The sequence below is a fragment of the Roseomonas indoligenes genome (assembly GCF_017813365.1).
GTDB lineage: Bacteria > Pseudomonadota > Alphaproteobacteria > Acetobacterales > Acetobacteraceae > Roseomonas > Roseomonas indoligenes.
The window spans coordinates 151,229-171,314 of the sequence record NZ_JAGIZA010000001.1 but is presented as its reverse complement, the minus strand read 5'-3'; the positions used below and the strand labels follow the sequence as shown (position 1 = coordinate 171,314).

Genomic DNA, 20,086 nt, shown 5'->3' with positions numbered 1-20,086 from the left:
GACCCGGAGGCTTTCGTGACCGCCAATACCGCGATCGCCCGCCCGCCGCTGGTGCCGGAGGTACCGCTCTACCTCGCCACCGAGATCACCTCGATCTGGCAGGCCACCGAGGCTTGGCTCGGGGAGCAGGGGATCGAGCCGCCCTTCTGGGCCTTCGCCTGGCCCGGCAGCCAGGCCCTGGCCCGCTGGATATTGGACGACCCCTCCCCCGTGGCGGGGAAGCGCGTGCTGGACTTCGCGGCGGGCGGTGGGCTGGCCGCCATCGCCGCCGCGAAAGCCGGGGCGGCAATGGTGGAGGCCGCCGAGATCGACCCGCTGGCCCATGCCGCCACGCGCCTCAACGCAGGTTTGAACGGCGTGGTGGTGGCCGAAGCCCCCGGGGACGTTGTCGGCAGCCCCTGCCGTTGGGATACGATCATGGCAGGGGATGTCTGCTACGAGGCGCCGATGACCAACCACATCCTGCCCTGGTTGCGCCGGCTGGCGGCGGAGGGGGCAACGGTGATCCTGGCCGATCCCGGCCGGGCCTATCTGCCCCATGCCGGTCTCTCCCCCATCGCGCGCTACGCCGTGCCGGTGACACGGGAGCTGGAGGACCGGGAGGAGCGGACGGTGACCTTGTTCCGCCTGGTACCGTGACATGCATCACGCGCCGGGCAGCAAAACGGTCCGCTGCCCGAAACTCAGCCACTTCCACCCGGTTGTTCTTATCGCGTTTAACCTGGATTGAGTTTTCATGTCCCTGCGCGCGCTGATCGTGGAGGACGAGGCCTTGATCGCCCTCGACCTCGCCTACTCCCTCGAGGCGCTTGGGCATGAGGTCATCGCCATGACCGCTGACTCTGGCGAGGCCATTGCCGCGGCCCGGGACGGCGTGGACCTGGCCCTGGTGGACCTGAACCTGCGGGATGGCCCGACCGGCCCGGCACTCGGGGAGACCCTGGCGCGCGTCCATGGCGCGACGGTGGTCTACCTGACCGCCAATCCCCGCCAGATCGGCCCGGGCGTGCACGGCCCCGTCGGGATCCTGCCCAAGCCCTACACGGAATCCACCCTGAACCAGGCCGTGCGCTTCGCCGTATCGCTGCGGCAGGGCCAAGCCGCCCTGCCGCCCGTGGAGATGCGGCTACTGGCGGGCGCCGCGCCGGCGGTCCAGGGCGCTGGCGGGTAGGCGAGCCTCCAGCTCCAGCCCCTCAGGGTGCCAGCGGCGTGTGATGCGGCCGCCGAGCTGGCCCTGCACGCTGACCATCGCGAGACGGGTTCCGAAACCCTCATGCCCCGGCGGGCCGTCCACCGGGGGCCCGCCCCTCTCGCTCCAGCGGAGCAGGAGGTGCTCTCCCTCCGCTTCCACCACGATCGCCACCCGGCCATCAGGGACGGAAAGGGCGCCGTATTTCGCGGCATTCGTGGCCAGTTCGTGGAACAGCAGCGCCAGGGGGGTGGCGGCGCTGTCGTCGAAGCGCCGGTCCTCCCCCGCGATCAGGATCCGCGGCTCCTCGTCGGCGACAGGGTCGTAAGGGGCGAGGACCTCCCGCAGGAAGGCCAGCAGCGTGTGGTCATGGGCTTCGGGCCGGCTGACCTGACTGTGCGGGCGGGCGAATTCATGCGCGCGGGCCAGGGCGTTGATGCGCCCGCGCAGATCGGCCGCGAAGCCCGCCACCTCCGGGAAGCCCCGGGCAGAAAGCGAGATGAGGGAGGTGATCACGGAGAAGATGTTCTTGATCCGATGGCTGAGCTCATGGCTCAGCACCTCCCGTTCCTCGGCGGCGCTGCGGATTTCGTGGATGTCCGTGCAGGTGCCGAACCAGCGGGTGATCCGGCCGCGCGCGTTGCGCACGGGCAGGCCGCGGACGAGGAACCAGCGCCAGCTTTCATCGGCCATCCGCAGGCGGTACTCCACCTCGTAGGGCTCGCCCGTCTCCACGGCACGGCGCCACCGCTCCTGCGCCAGGGGCTGGTCGTCGGGATGCACGACGTCGAGCCAGCCCGCGCCGTCGGACTGGCCGGGATGGGTCCCCGTCATCTCGTACCAGCGGCTGTTGAAGTAGTCGGTCCTGCCGTCGGGCGGGGTGGACCAGACGGCCTGGGGCATGGTGTCGGCGATGGCACGAAAGCGGGCCTCGCTCTCGCGCAAAGCCGCTTCCGTGTCCTTCTGGTCGGAGATGTCCAGCGCGACCCCGGCCAGGCGGGTGGCCGTGCCGCGATCGTCCCGCAACACGCGGCCGCGCAGCTGCACCCAGGTGACGTCCCCGCCCGGCAGCCAGGTGCGGTAGGCGATGTTCAGCGGCGTGCGTCCGGCGAGGGCTGAGGCGAGCGCCCGGTCCAGCGCCGCGCGGTCCTCCGGCACCACGTGCACAAGCAGCTCGGGCCCGGGCGCGCCCTTCCGGCCCAGCGCGGGGTCCATGCCGTGCAGGGCGCAGGCCCTGGCATCGCCGTGGATCAGGTTCGTCTCCGCGTCCCAGTCCCAAGCACCGGCAATGCCGGATGCCTCCAGCGCCAGAGCAAGGCGCTCCTCCGCCCAGCTACGGGGGGATCCGGTGCCGGGCCCGATGGCGGGGTCAGCGGTCAAGGCGATGTCGCGAACATTGGGGCCGTATCTTAGGGCTGGTTTCGCCTTTTAGAACCCCGCCCTCAGTACCCCTCCCCTCCCCTCAGCCCGCCTCGGCTTCCAACAGGGCGACGGGCAGGGCGGAGAGGAGGCCGCCCAGGGGCATGCTTTCCCCGGAAGGCACCGTCCCCTCCCCCAGCGCATCCCGCCAGCGGAGTGCGGCCAGGGCCGGGGGCAGGCGCAGGGCGGTGTCGCCCCAGGCCTCGGCCGGAAGCCGGGGAAGGCCATCCTCTCCCAGCAGCCGCAGCGGCAGGCGGGTGACGACGGTGAGGCTAGCGGCATCCCCGTGGCGGCGGGCGAAGGCAAGGGCATGCGCCGCCCGCTCCCCCTCCGCTTCCAGCGGAATGTACTCGCCCTCCGCAAAAAGGTCCGGTAGGCGGGCGCGCAGGGACAGGGCACGGGCGATGAGGGCCGCCTTCACCCGGCCGTCCCTCCAGGGCGCCAGCAGGGCGGCGGGAGGCTCACCGGCCTCCAGGGCCGCTGCGCGCGCCGGGAAGTCCACGGGGCGGCGGTTGTCCGGGTCCACCAGGGAGAAATCCCAGAACTCAGTGCCCTGGTAGAGGTCCGGGATGCCCGGGGAGGTGCAGCGGAGCAGGGTCTGGGCGAGGCCGTTGGAGGCACCCGCCGGGGCGATGCGGCCCACCAGCGCCGCAACTTCCTCCCGCAGGCGGGAGGGGCGGTCCTTGGCCAGCATGGCCGTCAGGAAGTCGCGGCAGGCAGCCTCGTAGGGCTCGTTCGGCACGGCCCATTCGGAACGGCGCTTGCCCTCGCGCAGCGCCTTTTCCTGCCAGGCGGCGAGGCGCTTCACCAGGGCCTCCACACCCTCCTCATCCGAAGGGTCGAGGTCCAGCGGCCAGGCGCCGATGAGCGACTGGTAAAGCATGATCTCGTCGGTGGCGTCGGGCGCGGGCTCGCCGTCCACCTCCTTCTTCAGCACGCTGTTCAGCCGCGTCCAGCGCGTGAGGGTCGCGGCCCACTCCTCCGGCATCTCGGAGATGACCGCGAGGCGGGCTCGCGTGTCCTCGCCGCGCTTGTGGTCGTGCGTCGCGGTGGTCAGCATCTCCCGCGGGAAATAGCGGGCGCGGTCCCGGCAATCCGAGTGGAAGGCCGCCGGGCTCTCGGCGAAGTGGGAGGGTTCGGAGCCCACGTCGTTGCGGGAGATGAGGCGGCCGTAGCGATAGAAGGCCGTGTCCTCCACCGACTTCGCGGCCACAGGAGCGGAGAGCTGCTGGAAGCGGATGGCCGCGCGCTGGCGTTCCCGCCGCTGCCCGTGCGGCAGGCTCCGCGGCGGATCGCCACCGAGCCAGGAATCCAGCAGGTCCAGCAGCGGGCGGTCCGTCTCGCGGATCGTGCGGCGGGCCCCGGCGATGGCCCAGTCCAGCAGGCGCCGATCCGCCTCGCTGCGCCCGGCGATGCCGAGATAGGAGCGATAGGCCGGGAAGTGGACCAGCACCTCCGTCAGCGCGCGGCGGATGCCGGTCAGGGTGAAGTCGCGCGTGGCGAGGTCGCGCATGGCGATCCGGCGCAGCGCGAAGGAGGTGGCGTTCAGCTCGGAGGCGAGATTGTAGCGCAGGATCTGGCGCCGGGCCTCGCGCGCCTCCTCGCCGAAATCGGCGGGGCGGCCGGTCATGACGTGCCAGGTGGCGGCCAGCGGCTCGGCGCCGGCCGGGTCGTGCAGCACGCCCGAGACCTCGTCCATGAAGTTGTAGCCGGTGGTGCCGTCCACCATCCAGTCCAGGCGCAGCTTCTCGTGCGGAGCGAGGATCTTCTCGATCAGCAGCAGCGGGTGGCCCTTCGGCGCCTCCGCCGGGCGGCGCGGCGTCAGCGCCTCCAGCCGGCGGCGCAGCTTGCGGCAGTAGCCGCGCGGATCGGCCATGCCGTCCACGTGGTCCACGCGCACGCCGTCGATCATGCCGTCGGCGTAGAGCTTCAGGATCAGGCGATGCGTCGCCTCGAAGACCTGCGGCCGCTCCTGCTGCAGGCCACCGAGGGAGGTGACGTCGAAGAAGCGCCGCCAGTTGATCTCGTCCGTCGCTGCGCGCCACCAGGCCAGGCGGTAGTTCTGCACCTCCAAAAGGGCGTGCAGGCGCGCGCGGCCCGCCGCGTCCTTCGGATCGTGGGCGGCGATCACGGCGTCAATCTGCGCGCGCCCCTCGGGGGCCCCGGCGTGATGGCGCAGCATGTCGAGCGCGAGGCCCGCGGCGGCGCGGATGGCCTCCGGCTCGCCCTCCACTGCCAGCGCGCGAAAGACCTGGGCGAGGCCGGCGAGCTGCGACTCATCGGTCGCGGTGAGCAGCATCGCGTAGCTGCGCGGGGCGAGCGGGAAGCGGTGCTCGAAATACTCCGCGTAGATCTTGCCGCTCTCGGGCTCGAAATGCAGCGCGAGGTCACCGGATTCCAGCACCGTGCCGTAGGGCGCGCCGAGGAAGGGCGCGAGCATGCGGTCGTTCAGCGCCGGGTCGGGCGGGTTCCAGTCGATGTCGAAGAACCGGGCGAAGGGGGATTTCGGCCCCCATTCCAGCACGTCCAGCCACCAGCCATTATCCGCGCCGCCGACGCCCATGTGGTTGGGCACGATGTCCAGGATCAGGCCCATGTCATGGGCGCGCAGCGCGGCCACGAGCCGCTCCAGCGCCTCCTCCCCGCCCAACTCGGGGTTGATGCGGTCGGGGTCCACGATGTCGTAGCCATGGGTGGAGCCGGGCCGCGCCTTCAGCAGGGGCGAGGCGTAGAGGTGGCTGATCCCGAGCTTCGCGAAATACGGCACCAGCGGCACCGCCGCGTCGATCGGGAAGTCCTTGTGGAACTGCAGGCGCGCGGTGGCGCGCGGCGTCGTCGGGGCGGTCATCAGCGGGCTTTCGCGAAAGCGTTCAGTCGGGCGGCGGTATCAGGCTCGTCCAGCAACGTCGCGGCCTCGCCGGGCAGGCGGCGGCGCCAGTTGGGGTGGGCGCCGGTGGTGCCGGGCAGGTTCGGCGCCTCCTCCAACGCCAGCGCGTCCTCCAGCGGCAACAGGGCCAGGGCGCAGGCGGCGGAGGCGACCTGTCGGGCAGCGACGGTCGCGACCTTCCCGCCCTCGTCGGCGTCGGGCATGTCGCCCTCGGCCATGCCGTTCTCCCGCATGGCCTGCCAGAGGCGGGCGCGGTCCAGCAGGCGCTCCTGGCGCTGCTCGCTCCCGTCCTTCCCCTCGCCGAACAGCCCGAGCTGCGCGCGCCAGGCGATGTCCCGGCCCTTCCACCAGCCGGCGACCGTGGGCAGGTCATGCGTGGTGGTGACGGCCACCGCGCCGGGGGACCACTGGGAGGGCGGGACGAAGGTCTTGTCCTCGCGCTGCTCGAAGTAGAGGACGCGCAGGCCCATCAGCCCGGTGGAATCCAGCCGCTCGCGGAAGCCTTCCGGCAGGGTGCCGAGGTCCTCGCCCACCACGATGGCGCCGTGGCGCTGCGATTCCAGCGCGACGAGGCGGAGCATGTCGTCCACGGGGAAGTGCAGATAGGCGCCCTCCGTCGCGGGCTGCCCATTCGGCACGAGCCAGAGGCGGGCGAGACCCATCACGTGGTCGATCCGCACGCCGCCCGCGTGGCGCATGGCCGCGCGGAGCATCTCCAGGAAAGCACCGAAGCCGTTGTCGCGAAGCCCCTTGGGCGAAAAGGCGGCGATGCCCCAGGACTGGCCGAGGGGCGAGAAGATGTCGGGCGGCGCGCCGACGTTCACGCCCTGCAGGATCTGATCCTGCCGCGACCATCCATGGCTGCCGCCGCCATCGGTCCCCACAGCGAGGTCAGCGATCAGGCCGATCTTCGCGCCGGCCCCCTTGAAGGCCGCCTGCGCCGCGCCGAGGCCGCGATCAGCGATCCATTGAAGGAAGGCGTGGAACTCCACCTCCCGCTGGTATTCCTGGGCGAAGCGCGCGACGCCCGGAGCATCGGGGGTGGCGTATTCCGATGGCCAGTCCTTCCAGTGCCACAGCGCGGGGTCGCGGCCGTAGAGATGGGCGTGCAGGGCCTCAAATCGCGCGTGGCTTTCCAGCGCCTCGCCGCCTTCGGCACGGAAGCGGTCGAACGACGCGTCGCCGGGAAAACGGTCGAACATCTCGCGGAACAGCGCGAGGCGCAGGCGGGTGGCGGCGGGCCAGTCCACGAGATCGAGGGACTCCAGCCGCGCGAACTCGTCCCCCAGCCGCGTCTCCGCCAGCGCCGCGCGCAGGGCGGCATCGCCGAGCACGGCCGGATCGGCGTGCAGCACGTTCAGGAACAGGCGCGAGGACGGCGCGTAGGGCGAGAAGCGCTCGGGATCGGCGGAGAACTGCGCGTGGACGGGCGAGATGGCGATGGCATCCGCCCCGTGCCGCGCGGCGGAGGTGGCGAGCTGCGCGAGTCCGGTGAAGTCGCCGATCCCGCCATCACCGTGGCGACGTGGCGAGTAGAGCTGCGCCGCCAGCCCCCAGGGACGCGTGCCCGGCGCGATGCCGTGACAGCGCTGCGGGCAGACGGCAAGGGTCGTCTCGTGCTCGCCGATCCGCAGGCGGTGGTATCCCGCCTCATGCACGGCCGGCAAGGTGAGGAGTCCCTCCTGCTGCCAGGCGCGGCCCTCCCGCACCTCGCCGCTCTCCAGCGTCAGGCGGAAATCCGGCTCCCCGGGCAAGCCCAGCAGGATGGGGCGGTCCTGGATCGCGGTGCAGAGGGGCGGGAGGCCTCGCCGCTCCGCCGCCAGCTTCTCCCGACTCTCGCGAATGGCGGCGGCACTGTCGGCCGGCATGTCCAGCGCGGCCAGGATAGCGCGCATAGCCTTCGGCCCGACCTCGTGGTCCTTCCCGTGAACGTCGCGCCACTGCGCGGCGATGCCGGCTTCCCGGGCGAGGTCGCGGAGGTCGTCGTCGCTCATGGTCAGGAAGGGTCCAGCAGGGCGATGGTGGTGCGTGGCGGCAGCGTGCCGCCGGAAAGCGCGGCCGCGTCGCCAGGGTTGCCCTCGAAGATCGTGCGCGCGCCGGATGCCCTGGCGGCCACCGGTTCGGCGCCGAAATTCACGGCGATCGTCAGCCGCGCGCCATCGCCCATGCGCCAGCGGGCCAGCACGGCAGCGGGGCCGATCGCCTCCGCACCCTCCGCCATCGCGCCCTTCAAGCGGGGGACGATCTCGGCGTGGCGCAGCGTCAGCAGGGCCTTGTGGTGCGCCAGCACGGCGTCGTGCGGCGGGCGGGCGGCCTCGTCGAAATCGGGGCGGGAGGCCTCGAAGGTCCTGGGGTCGTTCGGGTCGGGTATGCGGGCGCGGGCTGCCTCGTCCTGAAAAGCCTTGAAGTGGGCGAACTCCTTGCGCCGCCCCTCCTTCACCGCCTCGGCGAGCTCCTTGTTCTCAAAGCCCGTGAAGAAGAGGAAAGGCGACTTCGAGCCCCACTCCTCGCCCATGAACAGCATGGGGATCTGCGGGCTGAGGAGCAGCAGGGCCGCGGCGGCGCGCAGCGTGGCGGGGTCCGCCAGCACCGAGAGCCGCTCGCCCATCGCACGGTTGCCCACCTGGTCGTGGTTCTGCAGGAACAGCACGAAAGCGGTGGGCGGCAGGTGCGCGGAGGGCTCGCCGCGCGGGCGGCCGAGATGCGGCATCTCCTCGCCCTGGAAGAGGAACCCCTCCCCCATCACGCGGGCCAGCTTCTTCGCGCCGTCATCCGCGAAGTCCTCGTAGTAGCCCTCGCGCTCACCCGTCAGCAACGGGTGCAGCACGTTGTGGCCGTCATCGTTCCACTGGGCCTCGTAGAGGCCAGGGGTGAGCTTGGAGGCGGTGTTGCCCTCGTTCTCGAGCACGAGGTGGATTTCGCGCCCCGTCACCTCCTGCCGGATGCGGCGGGCCAGCACGTCCAGCCAGGGCTGGTCGGCGATGGCGTGCACCGCGTCCAGCCGCAGCCCGTCCATGTGGTAGTCGCGCAGCCACATGATCGCGCATTCCTCGAAGAAGGCGCGCACCTCCGGCTTCTTGAAGTCGATCGCGGCGCCCCAGGGCGTGTGGATGCCCTCGTCGAAGAAGGCCTTGGCATAAGCGTGGATATAGGCGCCGTCCGGCCCAAAATGATTGAAGACGCAATCGACGAAGACGGAAAGGCCGAGCGCGTGCGCCTCCTCCACCAGCGCCTTCAACTCGTCGGGCGTGCCGTAGGAGGAGTCGGGAGCGAAGGGCTGCACGCCGTCATAGCCCCAGTTGCGGCCGCCGGGGAAAGCGGCCAGCGGCATCAGCTCCACCGCCGTCACGCCGAGTTCGCGCAGGCGGGGCAGCAGGGCGCGCACGCCGTTGTAGCCGCCGCAGGCACCTGCATGAAGCTCGTAGAGCACCGTCTCGTGCCATGGGCGGCCGCGCCAGGCGCCGTCCTTCCAGGGATAGGCAGCGTGGTCCACGAGCACGGAGGGACCGTGCACGCCGCCCGGCCCCGTTGCGCGCGCGGCGGGATCGGGCACCACCAGGTCGGGCGCGGTGCGGAAGGCGTAGGTGGCGCCGGGCCGGGCTGGCGCGTCCGCGGTGAACCAGCCCTTGTCGCCCGCCGTCATCGGGACGGGTGCCATGCCCTCTACCTCCAGCGAGACGGTCTCGCTGGAAGGCGCCCAGATGCGGAATGTCGCGCCGGTCTCGTGGATCACCGGCCCCCAAAGAGTGGTCATGCCGGGTCCAGCCGGCTCCAGAGAAGCACCACCGAGCGCGCACCGACCGTCACCACTGTCTCCTCCTTGTCCAGCATGCGCTCGTCCGCGTCGGGATCGGCGCTATCCAGCACCATCGTCCAGTTCTGCACCGAGGGCGGCAGGGTGAAGGGCTGGTCGGCGCTGTCCGCGTTCATCATCAGTAGGACCGTCTCAACCCCCCCTGCCGGCTCGATATCGGCGCGGAGCATGGCGAAGGTCTTGGCGATGGGATCCCGCCAGGCCTCCGGCGTCATGGGCTGAGCGTCCTGTCCGAACCACTCCGTATCGGCCAGGCCGGGCATGGGTTGCGACTGGCCATGCGGAAAACGCGGCGGCCGCAGCGGCAGCAGGCGCCGGCGCAGGCGGACCAGCCGCGCGGTGTAGCGGACGAGGGATTGCGCGGAGCCCTCCGCCGCGCGCTTCCAGTCCACCCAGGATGTCTCGTTGTCCTGGCAATAGGCGTTGTTGTTGCCACCCTGGGTGCGGCCCATCTCGTCGCCCGCCAGGATCATCGGCGTGCCGGCGGAGAAGAGGACCGTGGCCAGCAGGGCGCGCTTCAGCCGGGCGCGGGTCTCGTTGATCTCCGGGTCGTCCGTCTCGCCTTCCAAGCCCCAGTTGCGGCTGTGGTTGTCGCCATGGCCGTCGCGGTTCCCCTCGCCATTGGCCTTGTTGTGCTTCTGCTCGTAGGAGACGACGTCGTGCAGCGTGAAGCCGTCATGGGAAGCGGCGTAGTTCACGCTGGCCCAGGGGCGGCGCTTGCGGCGGTCGAACAGCTCGGCCGATCCTGTCAGCCGCGCCGCGAGGTCCGGGCGCACGCCCTCGTCCCCTTTCCAGAAGCGGCGCACGCCGTCGCGGAACTTGTCGTTCCACTCGGCGAAGCCCGGCGGGTGGTTGCCCAGCTGGTAGCCGCCCGGCCCGATGTCCCAGGGTTCCGATATCAGCTTCACGCGGGAGAGGACGGGGTCCTGCCGCAGCGCGTCGAAGAAGCCCGCGCCAGGATCGAAGCCTCCGTCCTCGCGCCCGAGGACGCTGCCGAGGTCGAAGCGGAAGCCGTCCACGTGAAAACCCTCAACCCAGTATCGCAGGCTGTCCATCACCATCTGGACGACGCGCGGATGCGACATGTTCACCGTATTGCCGGTGCCGGTGTCGTTGATGCAATGACGTGGGTTATCGGGTAGCAGGCGGTAGTAGGATGCGTTGTCCAGCCCGCGCCAGGAGAGGGTCGGGCCCATCTCCGATCCCTCGCAGGTGTGGTTATAGACCACGTCCAGGATCACCTCGATCCCCGCCTCGTGCAGGCGGCGTACCGCGGCGCGCAGTTCGTTCAGGTGCCCGGTCGCGAGATAGGCCGGCTCCGGCGCGAAGAAGGAGAGGGTGGAGTAGCCCCAGTAGTTCGTCAGCCCCTTCTCCACCAGGAAGCGGTCCTGCAGGAAGGCGTGCACCGGCAGCAGCTCCACCGCCGTGACGCCGAGCTTCGCTAGGTGCTCGATGACGGTGGGGTGGCCCAGCGCCTGGAAGGTGCCGCGCACCGGGCCGGGCACCTCCTCCTTCAGCATCGTCAGCCCCTTGAGATGGGCCTCGTAGATCACCGTGGTGGACCAGGGATTCTCAAGCAGCCGGTCATGGCCCCACTCAAAGCCGCGGTCATCCACCACAACGCCCTTGGGCATGGCCGCCGCGCTGTCGCGCCGGTCGATCGTCAGGTCCGCGCGCGGGCCGCCGACGCGGTAGCCGAACAGCGCGTCGGACCAGGTGATGCCCCCCGTGATCTGCTTCGCGTAAGGATCGAGAAGCAGCTTCGTCGGGTTGAAGCGGTGCCCCCGGTTGGGGTCGTAGGGACCATGGGCGCGGTAGCCGTAGACGGTGCCCGGCCCCGCCTCCGGCAGGTAGCCGTGCCACACCTCGTCCGTGCATTCCGGCAGGTCGTGGCGCGACACCTCCCGCCTTCCATTGGCGTTAAAGACGCAGAGCTCCACCCTCTCCGCATGGGCGGAGAAGACGGCGAAGTTCACCCCCAACCCATCCCAGCTGGCCCCCAGTGGATAGGGCTTTCCGGGTTCCAGGCGGTCGGGGGGGCTGGGCATCGGCTCTCCGTTCTATCCCCTATGGTGAGAGGATGAGGGTGGAGAGCGGCGGCAGGGTCAAGACCAGGGACGCCGGATGGCCATGGGCCGGCTCCGCATCCGCGTCCACGCCGCCCCCGTTTCCGAGATTCGATCCGCCATACTCCCCGGCATCGGAGTTCAGCACCTCCCGCCACCAGCCGCCCTGCGGCACGCCGATCCGGTAGCCGTCGCGCGGCACCGGGGTGAGATTGCAGACCACCAGCACCGGGGGCGCCCCCTCCTCGTATCGCAGGTAGGCGTAGACGCTGTTGGCCACGTCATCCCCGATCACCCAGGCGAAGCCGGCGGGGTCGCAGTCCCGGCGGTGCAGCGCGGGCAGGTCGCGATAGGCGCGGTTCAGGTCCCGCACCAGCGCCTGCACGCCGCGGTGGCGCGGGTCGTCCAGCAGGTGCCAGGGCAGCTGGGAATCGTGGTTCCACTCCGTCGGCTGCGCCAGCTCGCAACCCATGAAGAGAAGCTTCTTGCCGGGGTGGGTCCACATGAAGCCGAAATAGGCGCGCAGGTTGGCGCGCTTCTGCCAGTCGTCGCCGGGCATCTTGCCCAGCAGCGATCCCTTCCCGTGCACCACCTCGTCGTGGGAGAGCGGCAGCATGAACTTCTCGGAGAAGGCGTAGACGAGACCGAAGGTCATCTCGCCATGGTGCCAGCGGCGGTTGACCGGATCCTCCTGCATGTAGTGCAGCGTGTCGTGCATCCAGCCCATGTTCCACTTGTAGTGGAAGCCCAGCCCGCCCTCGCTGACGGGGGCGGAGACGCCCGGCCAGGCGGTGCTCTCCTCCGCCACCATGATCGCGCCGGGGCAGCGGAGGCGCACCGTCTCGTTCAGTTCCTTCAGGAACTCCACCGCCTCCAGGTTCTCTCGCCCGCCATAGCGATTGGGGACCCACTCCCCCGCATTGCGGGAGTAGTCGCGGTACAGCATGGAGGCCACGGCATCCACGCGCAGTCCATCGACGTGGAAGCGCTCCAGCCAGTGCATCGCGGACGCGATGAGGAAGCCGCGGACCTCGTTCCGGCCGAAATTGTAGATCAGGGTGTTCCAGTCCTTGTGGAACCCCTCCCGCGGGTCGGCGTGCTCGTAGAGCGCCGTGCCGTCGAACTGCGCCAGCCCGTGCGGGTCGGATGGGAAATGCGCGGGCACCCAGTCCAGGATCACGCCGATCCCGGCCGCATGGCATGCATCCACGAAGCGCGAGAAGCCCTCCGGCGAACCGAAGCGCGCGGTCGGCGCGAAGAGGCCGAGCGGCTGATAGCCCCAGGAGCCGCCGAACGGGTGCTCCATGATCGGCAGCAGTTCGACGTGGGTGAAGCCCATGCCCTTCACATAGGGGATCAGCCGCCCGGCCAGCCCGTCCCAGTCCGGCGCCTGTCCATCCTCGGCGCGCCACCAGGAGGTGGGGTGAACCTCGTAGATGGAGACCGGCGCGTCGGGCGCCTGCCGCCCGCCGCGCGCCTCCATCCAGGCCTCGTCGCTCCAGGGGAAGGGCGTGGGATCGGCCACCACGGATCCCGTGGCCGGCGCGAGTTCCGACTGCGATGCGATCGGATCGGCCTTCAGCGGCAGCACGCCGCCATGGACGCCGCGGATCTCGTACTTGTAGCGCTCCCCCGGGCCCAGGCGCGGGAGGAAGATCTCCCACACGCCCGTGCCGCCGCGCAGCCGCATCGGATGGCGCCGGCCATCCCAGGAGTTGAAGTTGCCCACTACGGAGACGCGCTGCGCGTTGGGCGCCCAGACGGCGAAGCGCACGCCCGGCACGCCATCCACCGTGATTGCATGCGCGCCGAAGACCTGCCCCATCTCGCGATGGCGTCCCTCGGCGAAGAGGTAGAGGTCCGTCTCCCCCAGCATCACGCCGAAGGAGTAGGGGTCCTCGGTCTCCTGCACGCCGCCAGGCCAGGCGATGCGAAGGGTGTACCGGTCGCCCGGCACCTCGCCCTCGAACAGACCGTTCTCGTGCACCTGATTCAGCGCGACGGGCGCCCCGCCCTCCGGCACCGCCTCCACCGAGAGGGCTCCCGGCTGGAAGCTGCGGACGGTGCCGCCGTGGCGGCCCAGCACGGCGAAGGGGTCGCCGTGGCGGCCCTCCGCGATCGCGTTGAAGGCGTCGTTCATGCGCTCACCAGTCGGTCGGCCAGCGCGGCAAGGCCGCGCAGCGGGATGGGTAGCCAGGCCGGGCGGTTGGACACCTCGTAGCGCAGCTCGTAGGCGGCCTTCTCCAGCAGGAAGAGGTCGAGCAGCGCGTCGCGCGTGCCCTCCGGCGCCCATTGCCGGGGCGACTCCTCCTCCGCCGCGCGGTAGGCGGCCATGAAGGAAGCGCCCGCTTCCTCGCGGAACCGCGCCAGCAGCGCGTCGCGCCGATCGGCGGGCGCGGTGCTGAGCGCGCCGGCGGCTGCGGCCGCGGCATAGTCCAGGCTGCGGAGAAGCCCGGCCACGTCGCGCAGCGGGCTGCCCTTGGCGCGGCGCTCCTCCAGCGTGCGCGCCGGCTCGCCCTCGAAGTCCACGATCACGGCATCGCCCTGCGCGACCAGCACCTGGCCCAGGTGGAAGTCGCCGTGCACGCGCGTCATCAGCGCGCCGTCGGCGGACTGCGCCAGCCGCCGCGCCGCGTCGCGCAAGGCGTCGCGCCGGGAGAGCAGGGAATCGGCCAGGGCCCTGTCCTCGCCCTCCAGGGCCGCCTTCTCCAGCAGGTCCAGCGCGGGATCGAGCTGTGCGATCGCGCCCTCCGCCCAGGCAGTGCGGGACGCCTCGCCCGCCACCTCCGGGGAGAAGGCGGGGTCGTCACTCGGCCGGGCCAGCACGGCGTGCAGTTCGCCCAGGCGCCGGCCGAGGGCGGCGATGAAGGACAGGTAGCCCGCCAGCACGTCCTCTTCGCCATGCGTCTGGTCGGCGGCGCGGGCCAGCCAATCCAGCGTCCAGCCCCAGCCGTCGCCCTGGTTGCGGACGAAGCCCTGGAGCAGCATCAGCGTCACGGGCTCGCCATCCGTCCCGTTGCGGACCACTTCGCCGCGCAGGGGCGCGATGTTGGCGTAGCCGGCATCGGTCAGGTGGCGCGTCATCTCCGCCTCCGGATGGATGCCGGAGAAGACCTTGCGGAGGAGCTTCAGGACCACCTCCTCCCCCACGATGATGGAGGAGTTGGACTGCTCGCCCGGCAGGCGCCGCACGGTCGGCGTCTCGCCCAGTTCCAGCGCGGCCATGCGCTCGCCGCCCATGAACAGCACGGGCCCGTCATCCGTCTCCGCCACCGCGCCGTCGCGCAGCGCGGCCAGGACACGGTGGACGAAGGTGTCGGAGGCGAAGGCGTCGGTCAGGTAGCCCACGCGGCGGCCCTGCCGCACGCGGGAAAGGGCGAGCTGCTGCACCAGCGGCCCCGTCGCCTCATCCTCGCCCATGCCGGCCAGCGGCACGAAGTAGCGCTCCGCACGCCCGGGCAGCCGCACCTCCACCTCAGCCAGCAGGTTGTGCTGGCTGCCGGGCACGGGGGCGAGGGCGCGGAGGGAGACGCCCTCCATCTTCTCGTCCTTGGCCGCGAACCACCGGCGCTTGGGCAGCCAGGCCGGCAGCACCTCGCGTTCCATCTCCACGCGCTGGGCAGGACCCATGGCGGTGGCCGTGGTGGGGAAGACGATGGTGCGGAGGTCGGGCAAGGGTTCGGGTGCCTTCACATGCCAGGGCGGGAGCGCCTGTTCGGTTGCGAGGACGAACCAGTAGAACCCGTAGGGCGGGAGCGTGAGCAGATAGGTTAACTGCCCGATGGCCGGGAAGGCCGTGCCGCCCAGCATCTCCACCGGCACGCGGCCGGCCATGTCGGAGAGGTCCAGCTCAACTGCCTGGGCGGAGCGGGAGAGGTTGAAGACGCAGAGGATCGCCTCCTCGCCCATCTCCCGCACATAGGCGAGCACCTTGCGGTTGCCGGGGTAGAGCAGCCGCATCGTGCCGCGCCCGAAGGCCTGGCTGCGCTTGCGCGTGGCCAGCATCCGCCGCGTCCAGTTCAGCAGGGAATGCGCGTCGCGCGCCTGCGCCTCAACGTTCACGGCCTGGAAGCCGTAGAGCGGGTCCTGGATGGCCGGCAGCACCAGCCCCGCCGGATCGGCCTTGCTGAAGCCGCCGTTGCGGTCGGGCGACCACTGCATCGGCGTGCGAACGCCGTCGCGGTCGCCGAGATAGATGTTGTCGCCCATGCCGATCTCGTCGCCGTAGTAGATCACGGGCGTGCCGGGCATGGACATCAGCAGCCCGTTCATCAGCTCGATCCGCCGGCGGTCGCGCTCCAGCAGCGGGGCGAGGCGGCGGCGAATGCCGAGATTGATGCGCGCGCGGCGGTCGGCGGCGTAGGTGTTCCAGAGATAGTCCCGCTCCTTGTCGGTCACCATCTCCAGCGTCAGCTCGTCATGGTTCCGCAGGAAGATCGCCCACTGGCACCCTTCGGGGATATCGGGCGTCTGGCGCAGGATATCCGTGATCGGGAAGCGGTCCTCCTGCGCGATGGACATGTACATGCGCGGCATCAGCGGGAAGTGGAATGCCATGTGGCACTCGTCGCCCCCCCCGAAATACTGCTGCGTGTCTTCCGGCCACATATTGGCCTCGGCCAGCAGCATCTTGCCGGCACCGGCATAGCCGCGCTCCAGCTCGCCCCGGATCAGCTTCAGGACGTCGTGCGTCTCGGAAAGGTTCTCGTTGTTGGTGCCGTCGCGCTCGATCAGGTAGGGCACCGCGTCCAGCCGCAGCCCGTCCACGCCGGCATCCAGCCAGAAGCGCATCACCCCCAGCACGCGGTCGATCACCTCGGGGTTGTCGAAGTTCAGGTCGGGCTGGTGGGAGAAGAAGCGGTGCCAGAAATACTGGCCGGCCACTGGATCCCAGGTCCAGTTGGACTTCTCCGTGTCCAGGAAGATGATCCGCGTGCCCTGGTAGATCTGGTCCGTGTCCGACCAGACGTAGATGTTGCGCTCCGGCGAGCCGGCGGGCGCGTTGCGGGCGGCCTGGAACCAGGGGTGCTGGTCGCTGGTGTGGTTGATGACGAGTTCCGTGATCACGCGCAGACCGCGGCGATGCGCTTCCTCGATGAAGCGCTTCGCGTCCTCGGTGGAACCATAATCCGGGTGCACGCCGGTGTACTCGGAGATGTCGTATCCGTCGTCGCGGCGCGGGCTGGGATAGAAGGGCAGCAGCCAGAGCGTGTCCACGCCCAGTTCCGCAATGTAGTCCAGCTTCGCGATCAGCCCGGGAAAGTCGCCCACGCCGTCATCGTTGGAATCGAAGAAGGACTTGATGTGCAGCTGGTAGATCACCGCGTCCCGGTACCATTGCGGGTCGCGCGGATCGGGCTGGTGGTTCGGCAGGGCGTCGTTGGTGGGAAGGGCGGCGTCGTCGGGCATGTCTATGTCTCGTCTCAGGCGCCGAAGGGGCGAACGCGCCAGATGGCGAAGGGAAGGCCGGCGGGATCGAGGCGCATGTGCTGCGCCTTGCCGTACCAGGCGAAGCGGTTGCCGTTCATCAGGTCCTCGACCTCCAGCCCGGCATTGTCGGGAAGGCCGAAGCGCCAGAGCGGAAGCTCGAAGCCCGCCTCCTGGACCTGGGAGGGATCCATGCTCACGGCAACCAGTACCACGTTGGAGCGGTCCGCATTCGCCTTTTCGTAGTACAGGATGTTGTCGTTGAAGGCGGGCAGGAAGGTCACGCCGAGATGCGACTGCAGGGCGGGGTTGGCGCGGCGGATGAAGTTCAGCCGCGTTACTTCGTCCATGATGTCCCCGGGGCGGCGGTCCGGCCAGACGCGGATCTGGTACTTCTCGCTGTCCAGGTACTCCTCCTTGCCCGGAAGAGGGGTCGCCTCACAGAGCTCGAAGCCCTGGTACACGCCCCAGAGGCCCGACAGCGTCGCCGCCAGGGCGGCGCGGCTGAGGTGCATCGGCCGTCCGCCGGTCTGCAGGTGGACGGGGTTGATATCCGGCGTGTTGACGAAGAAGTGCGGGCGGAAGAAGTCGCGCGGCGCCGTCGTCGACAGCTCCGTCAGGTACTCCGCCATCTCCGCCTTCGTCTCGCGCCAGGTGAAATAGGTGTAGGACTGGCTGTAGCCGGCCTTCGCCAGGCGATACATCACCTTCGGCCGCGTAAAGGCCTCCGACAGGAAGATCACCTCCGGGTTCTCCGCCCGGATCTCGCCGATCATCCATTCCCAGAATGCGAAGGGCTTGGTGTGCGGGTTGTCCACCCGGAAGGTCTTCACCCCCTGCCGCACCCAGAACTTCACCATGTCATAGATGGCGACCCAGAGGGAGGGCATCGCCCCCTCCGCGTACCAGTCCACGTTCACGATGTCCTGGTACTTCTTGGGCGGATTCTCGGCGTATTTAATCGTGCCGTCAGGGCGCCAGTCGAACCACTCCGGATGCTCCTTCAGCCAGGGATGATCCGGGGAGCACTGCACCGCGATATCCAGCGCCAGCTCCAGCCCGTGCTCCATCGCCGCGTCGCGCAGGCGGTGGAAGTCCTCCAGCGTGCCGAGCTGCGGGTGGATGGCGTCGTGCCCGCCCTCCTCCGCCCCGGTGGCATAGGGGCTGCCCACGTCGTCCGGGCCGGGCGTGAGGGTGTTGTTGCGCCCCTTGCGGTTCTTCCGGCCGATTGGGTGGATCGGCGTGAAGTACAGCACGTCGAAGCCCATCGCTTTCACGCGCGGCAGCTGCCGGATCACGTCCAGGAAGGTGCCGTGCCGGCTCTCGTCACCGGACTGGCTGCGCGGGAACAGTTCGTACCAGCTGGCGTAGCGCGCCTGGATGCGCTCCGCCTCGACCGTGCCCACGGGCTCCTGGCGCTCGCGATGCGGGCGGTCATCCGCCACGTCCATCAGCTGCGCCGTCTCGGGCGAGAGCAGCGCGGTCAGCCGCTCCGCCTCCCCGGCGGCCTCCAGCGACTTCGCCAGCGCCGCCAGAGCCTTCTGCGCGGCGCCGGCACGCCCCGCGGCGCGGGCGACATGCCGCCGCCCCTCCTCCAGCTCCAGCGTCACGTTCACGCCGGCCGCGTGCTTCTTGGAAAGCTCGTCGCGGTAGCCGGCAAACACATCCAGCCAGGCTTCAACGGCAAAGCTGTAGCGGCCCATGCGCTCCAGCGGGAAGCTCGCGGTCCAGCGGTCATTGCCCAGCGGCACCATCCGCGTCTCGCGCCACTCCGCCTCGTCGGCGGCGCGCCACAGCAGGGCCACGCCGAAGGTGGCATGGGTGTCGGCCACGATGTCGGCCTCCACGGTCACCACCTCGCCCACCGTGCGCTTCACGGGGAAGCGGCCGCCATCCACCAGCGGCGTCACGGCCTCGATCCCGATGCGCGGCAGCGCCACGCCCTGCTCCGGCGTCAGGCGGGCCGCGGCGGGGCGGATCACGGGCTTCGACCGTCGCGCCTCCAGCACGCGCACCTCGCCGGGTGAGAGCAGCACGGGAATGCCGGGAACAAGGCTCTCCACCCCGTCCGCGCCGGTGAAGGGCGCGGGCCCGCCGCCGATCGCCGGCAGCACCGATTCCGGCGCCAGGGTGGCGGAGGCGTGCCGGTCGGGGTTGGCGATCACCAGCGCCGCGGAGTCGGAAGCGCGCGGATCAGCCGCGGAGCGCAGAACGGCCAGCACCGGCGCACCCGGCCCGCTCAGCGGACGCAGCGGCGCCCCGGCCTGCGCCGCCAGCCGTTCCAGTGTCGCGTTCGCCTCCCGGATCTCGGCGGAAAGGTCGTAGGGCGCGTTCTCGCGCGCCCAGGCCAGGTCGCCCGGACGGTCCTGCGCGGGATTGGCCGTGCGGCGCGCGCCGCTCTCGAAGCCCTGCGGCACCAGAATCGCTTCGCAGAGCGTGGCGGCGAGGCGGAGCGACAGGGCGGCGGCACGGGCGCGCGCGGCCTCGTCGCCCTCATCCATCGCGGCGCGCGGGCCGAAGGGCACCTCGGGGAAGCCGATCAGCGGGGCGCCCAGCGCCTCGTGCTCGGCCAGCAGCCAGGGATCGCGCCCGTTCCACCAGGCCAGGGAGGAGGCCAGCCAGCCGAAGCCGGCCCCACGCAGGGCCGCAGCCTCGTGCCAGGGCATGCCGGTGGTCCAGCCGATGAAGCCGGCGCCGGGCGCGGCGGCCGTCAGGCGTTTCCAGGATTGGCCCGGCACCTCGCCCGGCCGCAGAACGCGGAAGCCTGCAACCCCCGCCGAGGCCCAGTCCCGCAGCCGGGCCTCCCAGAAGCCGAGCGGCCCCTCGGCGGCAAGGTCCATCCGCGCCAGGCCCAGCGGCGTGCGCGGGGCCCGCGGGTCCGGCAGGGAGGCGCCTGCACTCTCGAACCAATCGGGATGGGCGGCTACCATCGCGCCCTCGGCGGCGACGTGGTGGGGCAGCAGGTCGAGCCAGAGGTCCAGCCCGGCGGCGCGGCAGGCACGGGCCAGGGCAAGGATCGCGGCGGCGGCGTCCGTGCCCGCCTCCAGCGCCGGGTGCGGCCGGTCATGGTCGGCCACCTCCAGCGGATTGCCGGAGCGGCCGGGCGCGAGGGGTGGCGGCAGGCAAACCCCGGTGAAGCCGAGGGCCGCGACCCGCTCCAATTCGCCGCCCCAGTCGGAGAGGGGGCCCAGAAGGAGCGGATTGAGATGGTAGAGGCTTAGGGGGCGCATCGGCGAGGAACGGTGGTCGGCGGTCATGGTTCCCGTCTCCGGCTCCGTCGGTCG

At 70.7% G+C, this 20,086-nt stretch carries 10 protein-coding genes; 2 read left to right on the top strand and 8 right to left on the bottom strand.

Translation table 11 applies throughout. The features are described 5' to 3' along the window. Positions 1 to 15: 15 nt before the first annotated feature. Positions 16 to 639: a class I SAM-dependent methyltransferase gene (locus tag J5Y10_RS00730; protein ID WP_342452795.1), complete on the top strand. Its 624-nt coding sequence runs from the start codon at positions 16 to 18 to the stop codon at positions 637 to 639. Between the two features lie 97 nt (positions 640 to 736). Then, positions 737 to 1,171, top strand: coding sequence for a response regulator (locus J5Y10_RS00725; protein WP_209369766.1), 435 nt, complete (start codon positions 737 to 739; stop codon positions 1,169 to 1,171). Here the strand turns inward: J5Y10_RS00725 and J5Y10_RS00720 are convergent. From J5Y10_RS00720 to J5Y10_RS00685, 8 genes are all read right to left on the bottom strand, one after another. Beyond that, complete coding sequence (locus tag J5Y10_RS00720; RefSeq protein WP_209369765.1) at positions 1,127 to 2,569, bottom strand: sensor histidine kinase; 1,443 nt, start codon at positions 2,567 to 2,569, stop codon at positions 1,127 to 1,129. The two genes, J5Y10_RS00725 and J5Y10_RS00720, sit on opposite strands and share 45 nt — an antisense overlap. A gap of 82 nt (positions 2,570 to 2,651) precedes the next feature. Continuing rightward, entirely contained in the window at positions 2,652 to 5,456 is a 2,805-nt protein-coding gene (gene treY, locus J5Y10_RS00715) for a malto-oligosyltrehalose synthase (RefSeq protein WP_209369764.1), read from the bottom strand. Then, positions 5,456 to 7,489 carry a 4-alpha-glucanotransferase gene (gene malQ / locus J5Y10_RS00710; RefSeq protein WP_209369763.1) on the bottom strand — a complete coding sequence of 678 codons (2,034 nt, stop codon included), beginning with the start codon at positions 7,487 to 7,489 and terminating at the stop codon, positions 5,456 to 5,458. Before malQ ends, treY begins: the two co-directional genes overlap by 1 nt. Positions 7,490 to 7,491: 2 nt before the next feature. Then, positions 7,492 to 9,249 carry a malto-oligosyltrehalose trehalohydrolase gene (gene treZ / locus J5Y10_RS00705; RefSeq protein WP_209369762.1) on the bottom strand — a complete coding sequence of 586 codons (1,758 nt, stop codon included), beginning with the start codon at positions 9,247 to 9,249 and terminating at the stop codon, positions 7,492 to 7,494. Continuing rightward, positions 9,246 to 11,357, bottom strand: coding sequence for a glycogen debranching protein GlgX (glgX, locus tag J5Y10_RS00700; RefSeq protein ID WP_209369761.1), 2,112 nt, complete (start codon positions 11,355 to 11,357; stop codon positions 9,246 to 9,248). Before glgX ends, treZ begins: the two co-directional genes overlap by 4 nt. Positions 11,358 to 11,376: 19 nt before the next feature. After that, complete coding sequence (glgB, locus tag J5Y10_RS00695) at positions 11,377 to 13,515, bottom strand: 1,4-alpha-glucan branching protein GlgB (RefSeq protein ID WP_209369760.1); 2,139 nt, start codon at positions 13,513 to 13,515, stop codon at positions 11,377 to 11,379. Next, complete coding sequence (gene treS, locus J5Y10_RS00690; protein ID WP_209369759.1) at positions 13,512 to 16,784, bottom strand: maltose alpha-D-glucosyltransferase; 3,273 nt, start codon at positions 16,782 to 16,784, stop codon at positions 13,512 to 13,514. Before treS ends, glgB begins: the two co-directional genes overlap by 4 nt. A 14-nt stretch (positions 16,785 to 16,798) precedes the next feature. Continuing rightward, positions 16,799 to 20,059, bottom strand: a complete 3,261-nt coding sequence (locus tag J5Y10_RS00685) for an alpha-1,4-glucan--maltose-1-phosphate maltosyltransferase (protein ID WP_245214168.1) — start codon at positions 20,057 to 20,059, stop codon at positions 16,799 to 16,801. Positions 20,060 to 20,086 lie beyond the last annotated feature (27 nt).

Excerpts from the sequence above, each read along its gene's own strand:
- J5Y10_RS00725 (WP_209369766.1), top strand. The coding sequence starts at position 737 with ATGTCCCTGCGCGCGCTGATCGTGGAGGACGAGGCCTTGATCGCCCTC.
- treY (WP_209369764.1), bottom strand. The coding sequence starts at position 5,456 with ATGACCGCCCCGACGACGCCGCGCGCCACCGCGCGCCTGCAGTTCCAC.
- malQ (WP_209369763.1), bottom strand. The coding sequence starts at position 7,489 with ATGAGCGACGACGACCTCCGCGACCTCGCCCGGGAAGCCGGCATCGCC.
- treZ (WP_209369762.1), bottom strand. The coding sequence starts at position 9,249 with ATGACCACTCTTTGGGGGCCGGTGATCCACGAGACCGGCGCGACATTC.
- glgX (WP_209369761.1), bottom strand. The coding sequence starts at position 11,357 with ATGCCCAGCCCCCCCGACCGCCTGGAACCCGGAAAGCCCTATCCACTG.
- glgB (WP_209369760.1), bottom strand. The coding sequence starts at position 13,515 with ATGAACGACGCCTTCAACGCGATCGCGGAGGGCCGCCACGGCGACCCC.
- treS (WP_209369759.1), bottom strand. The coding sequence starts at position 16,784 with ATGCCCGACGACGCCGCCCTTCCCACCAACGACGCCCTGCCGAACCAC.
- J5Y10_RS00685 (WP_245214168.1), bottom strand. The coding sequence starts at position 20,059 with ATGACCGCCGACCACCGTTCCTCGCCGATGCGCCCCCTAAGCCTCTAC.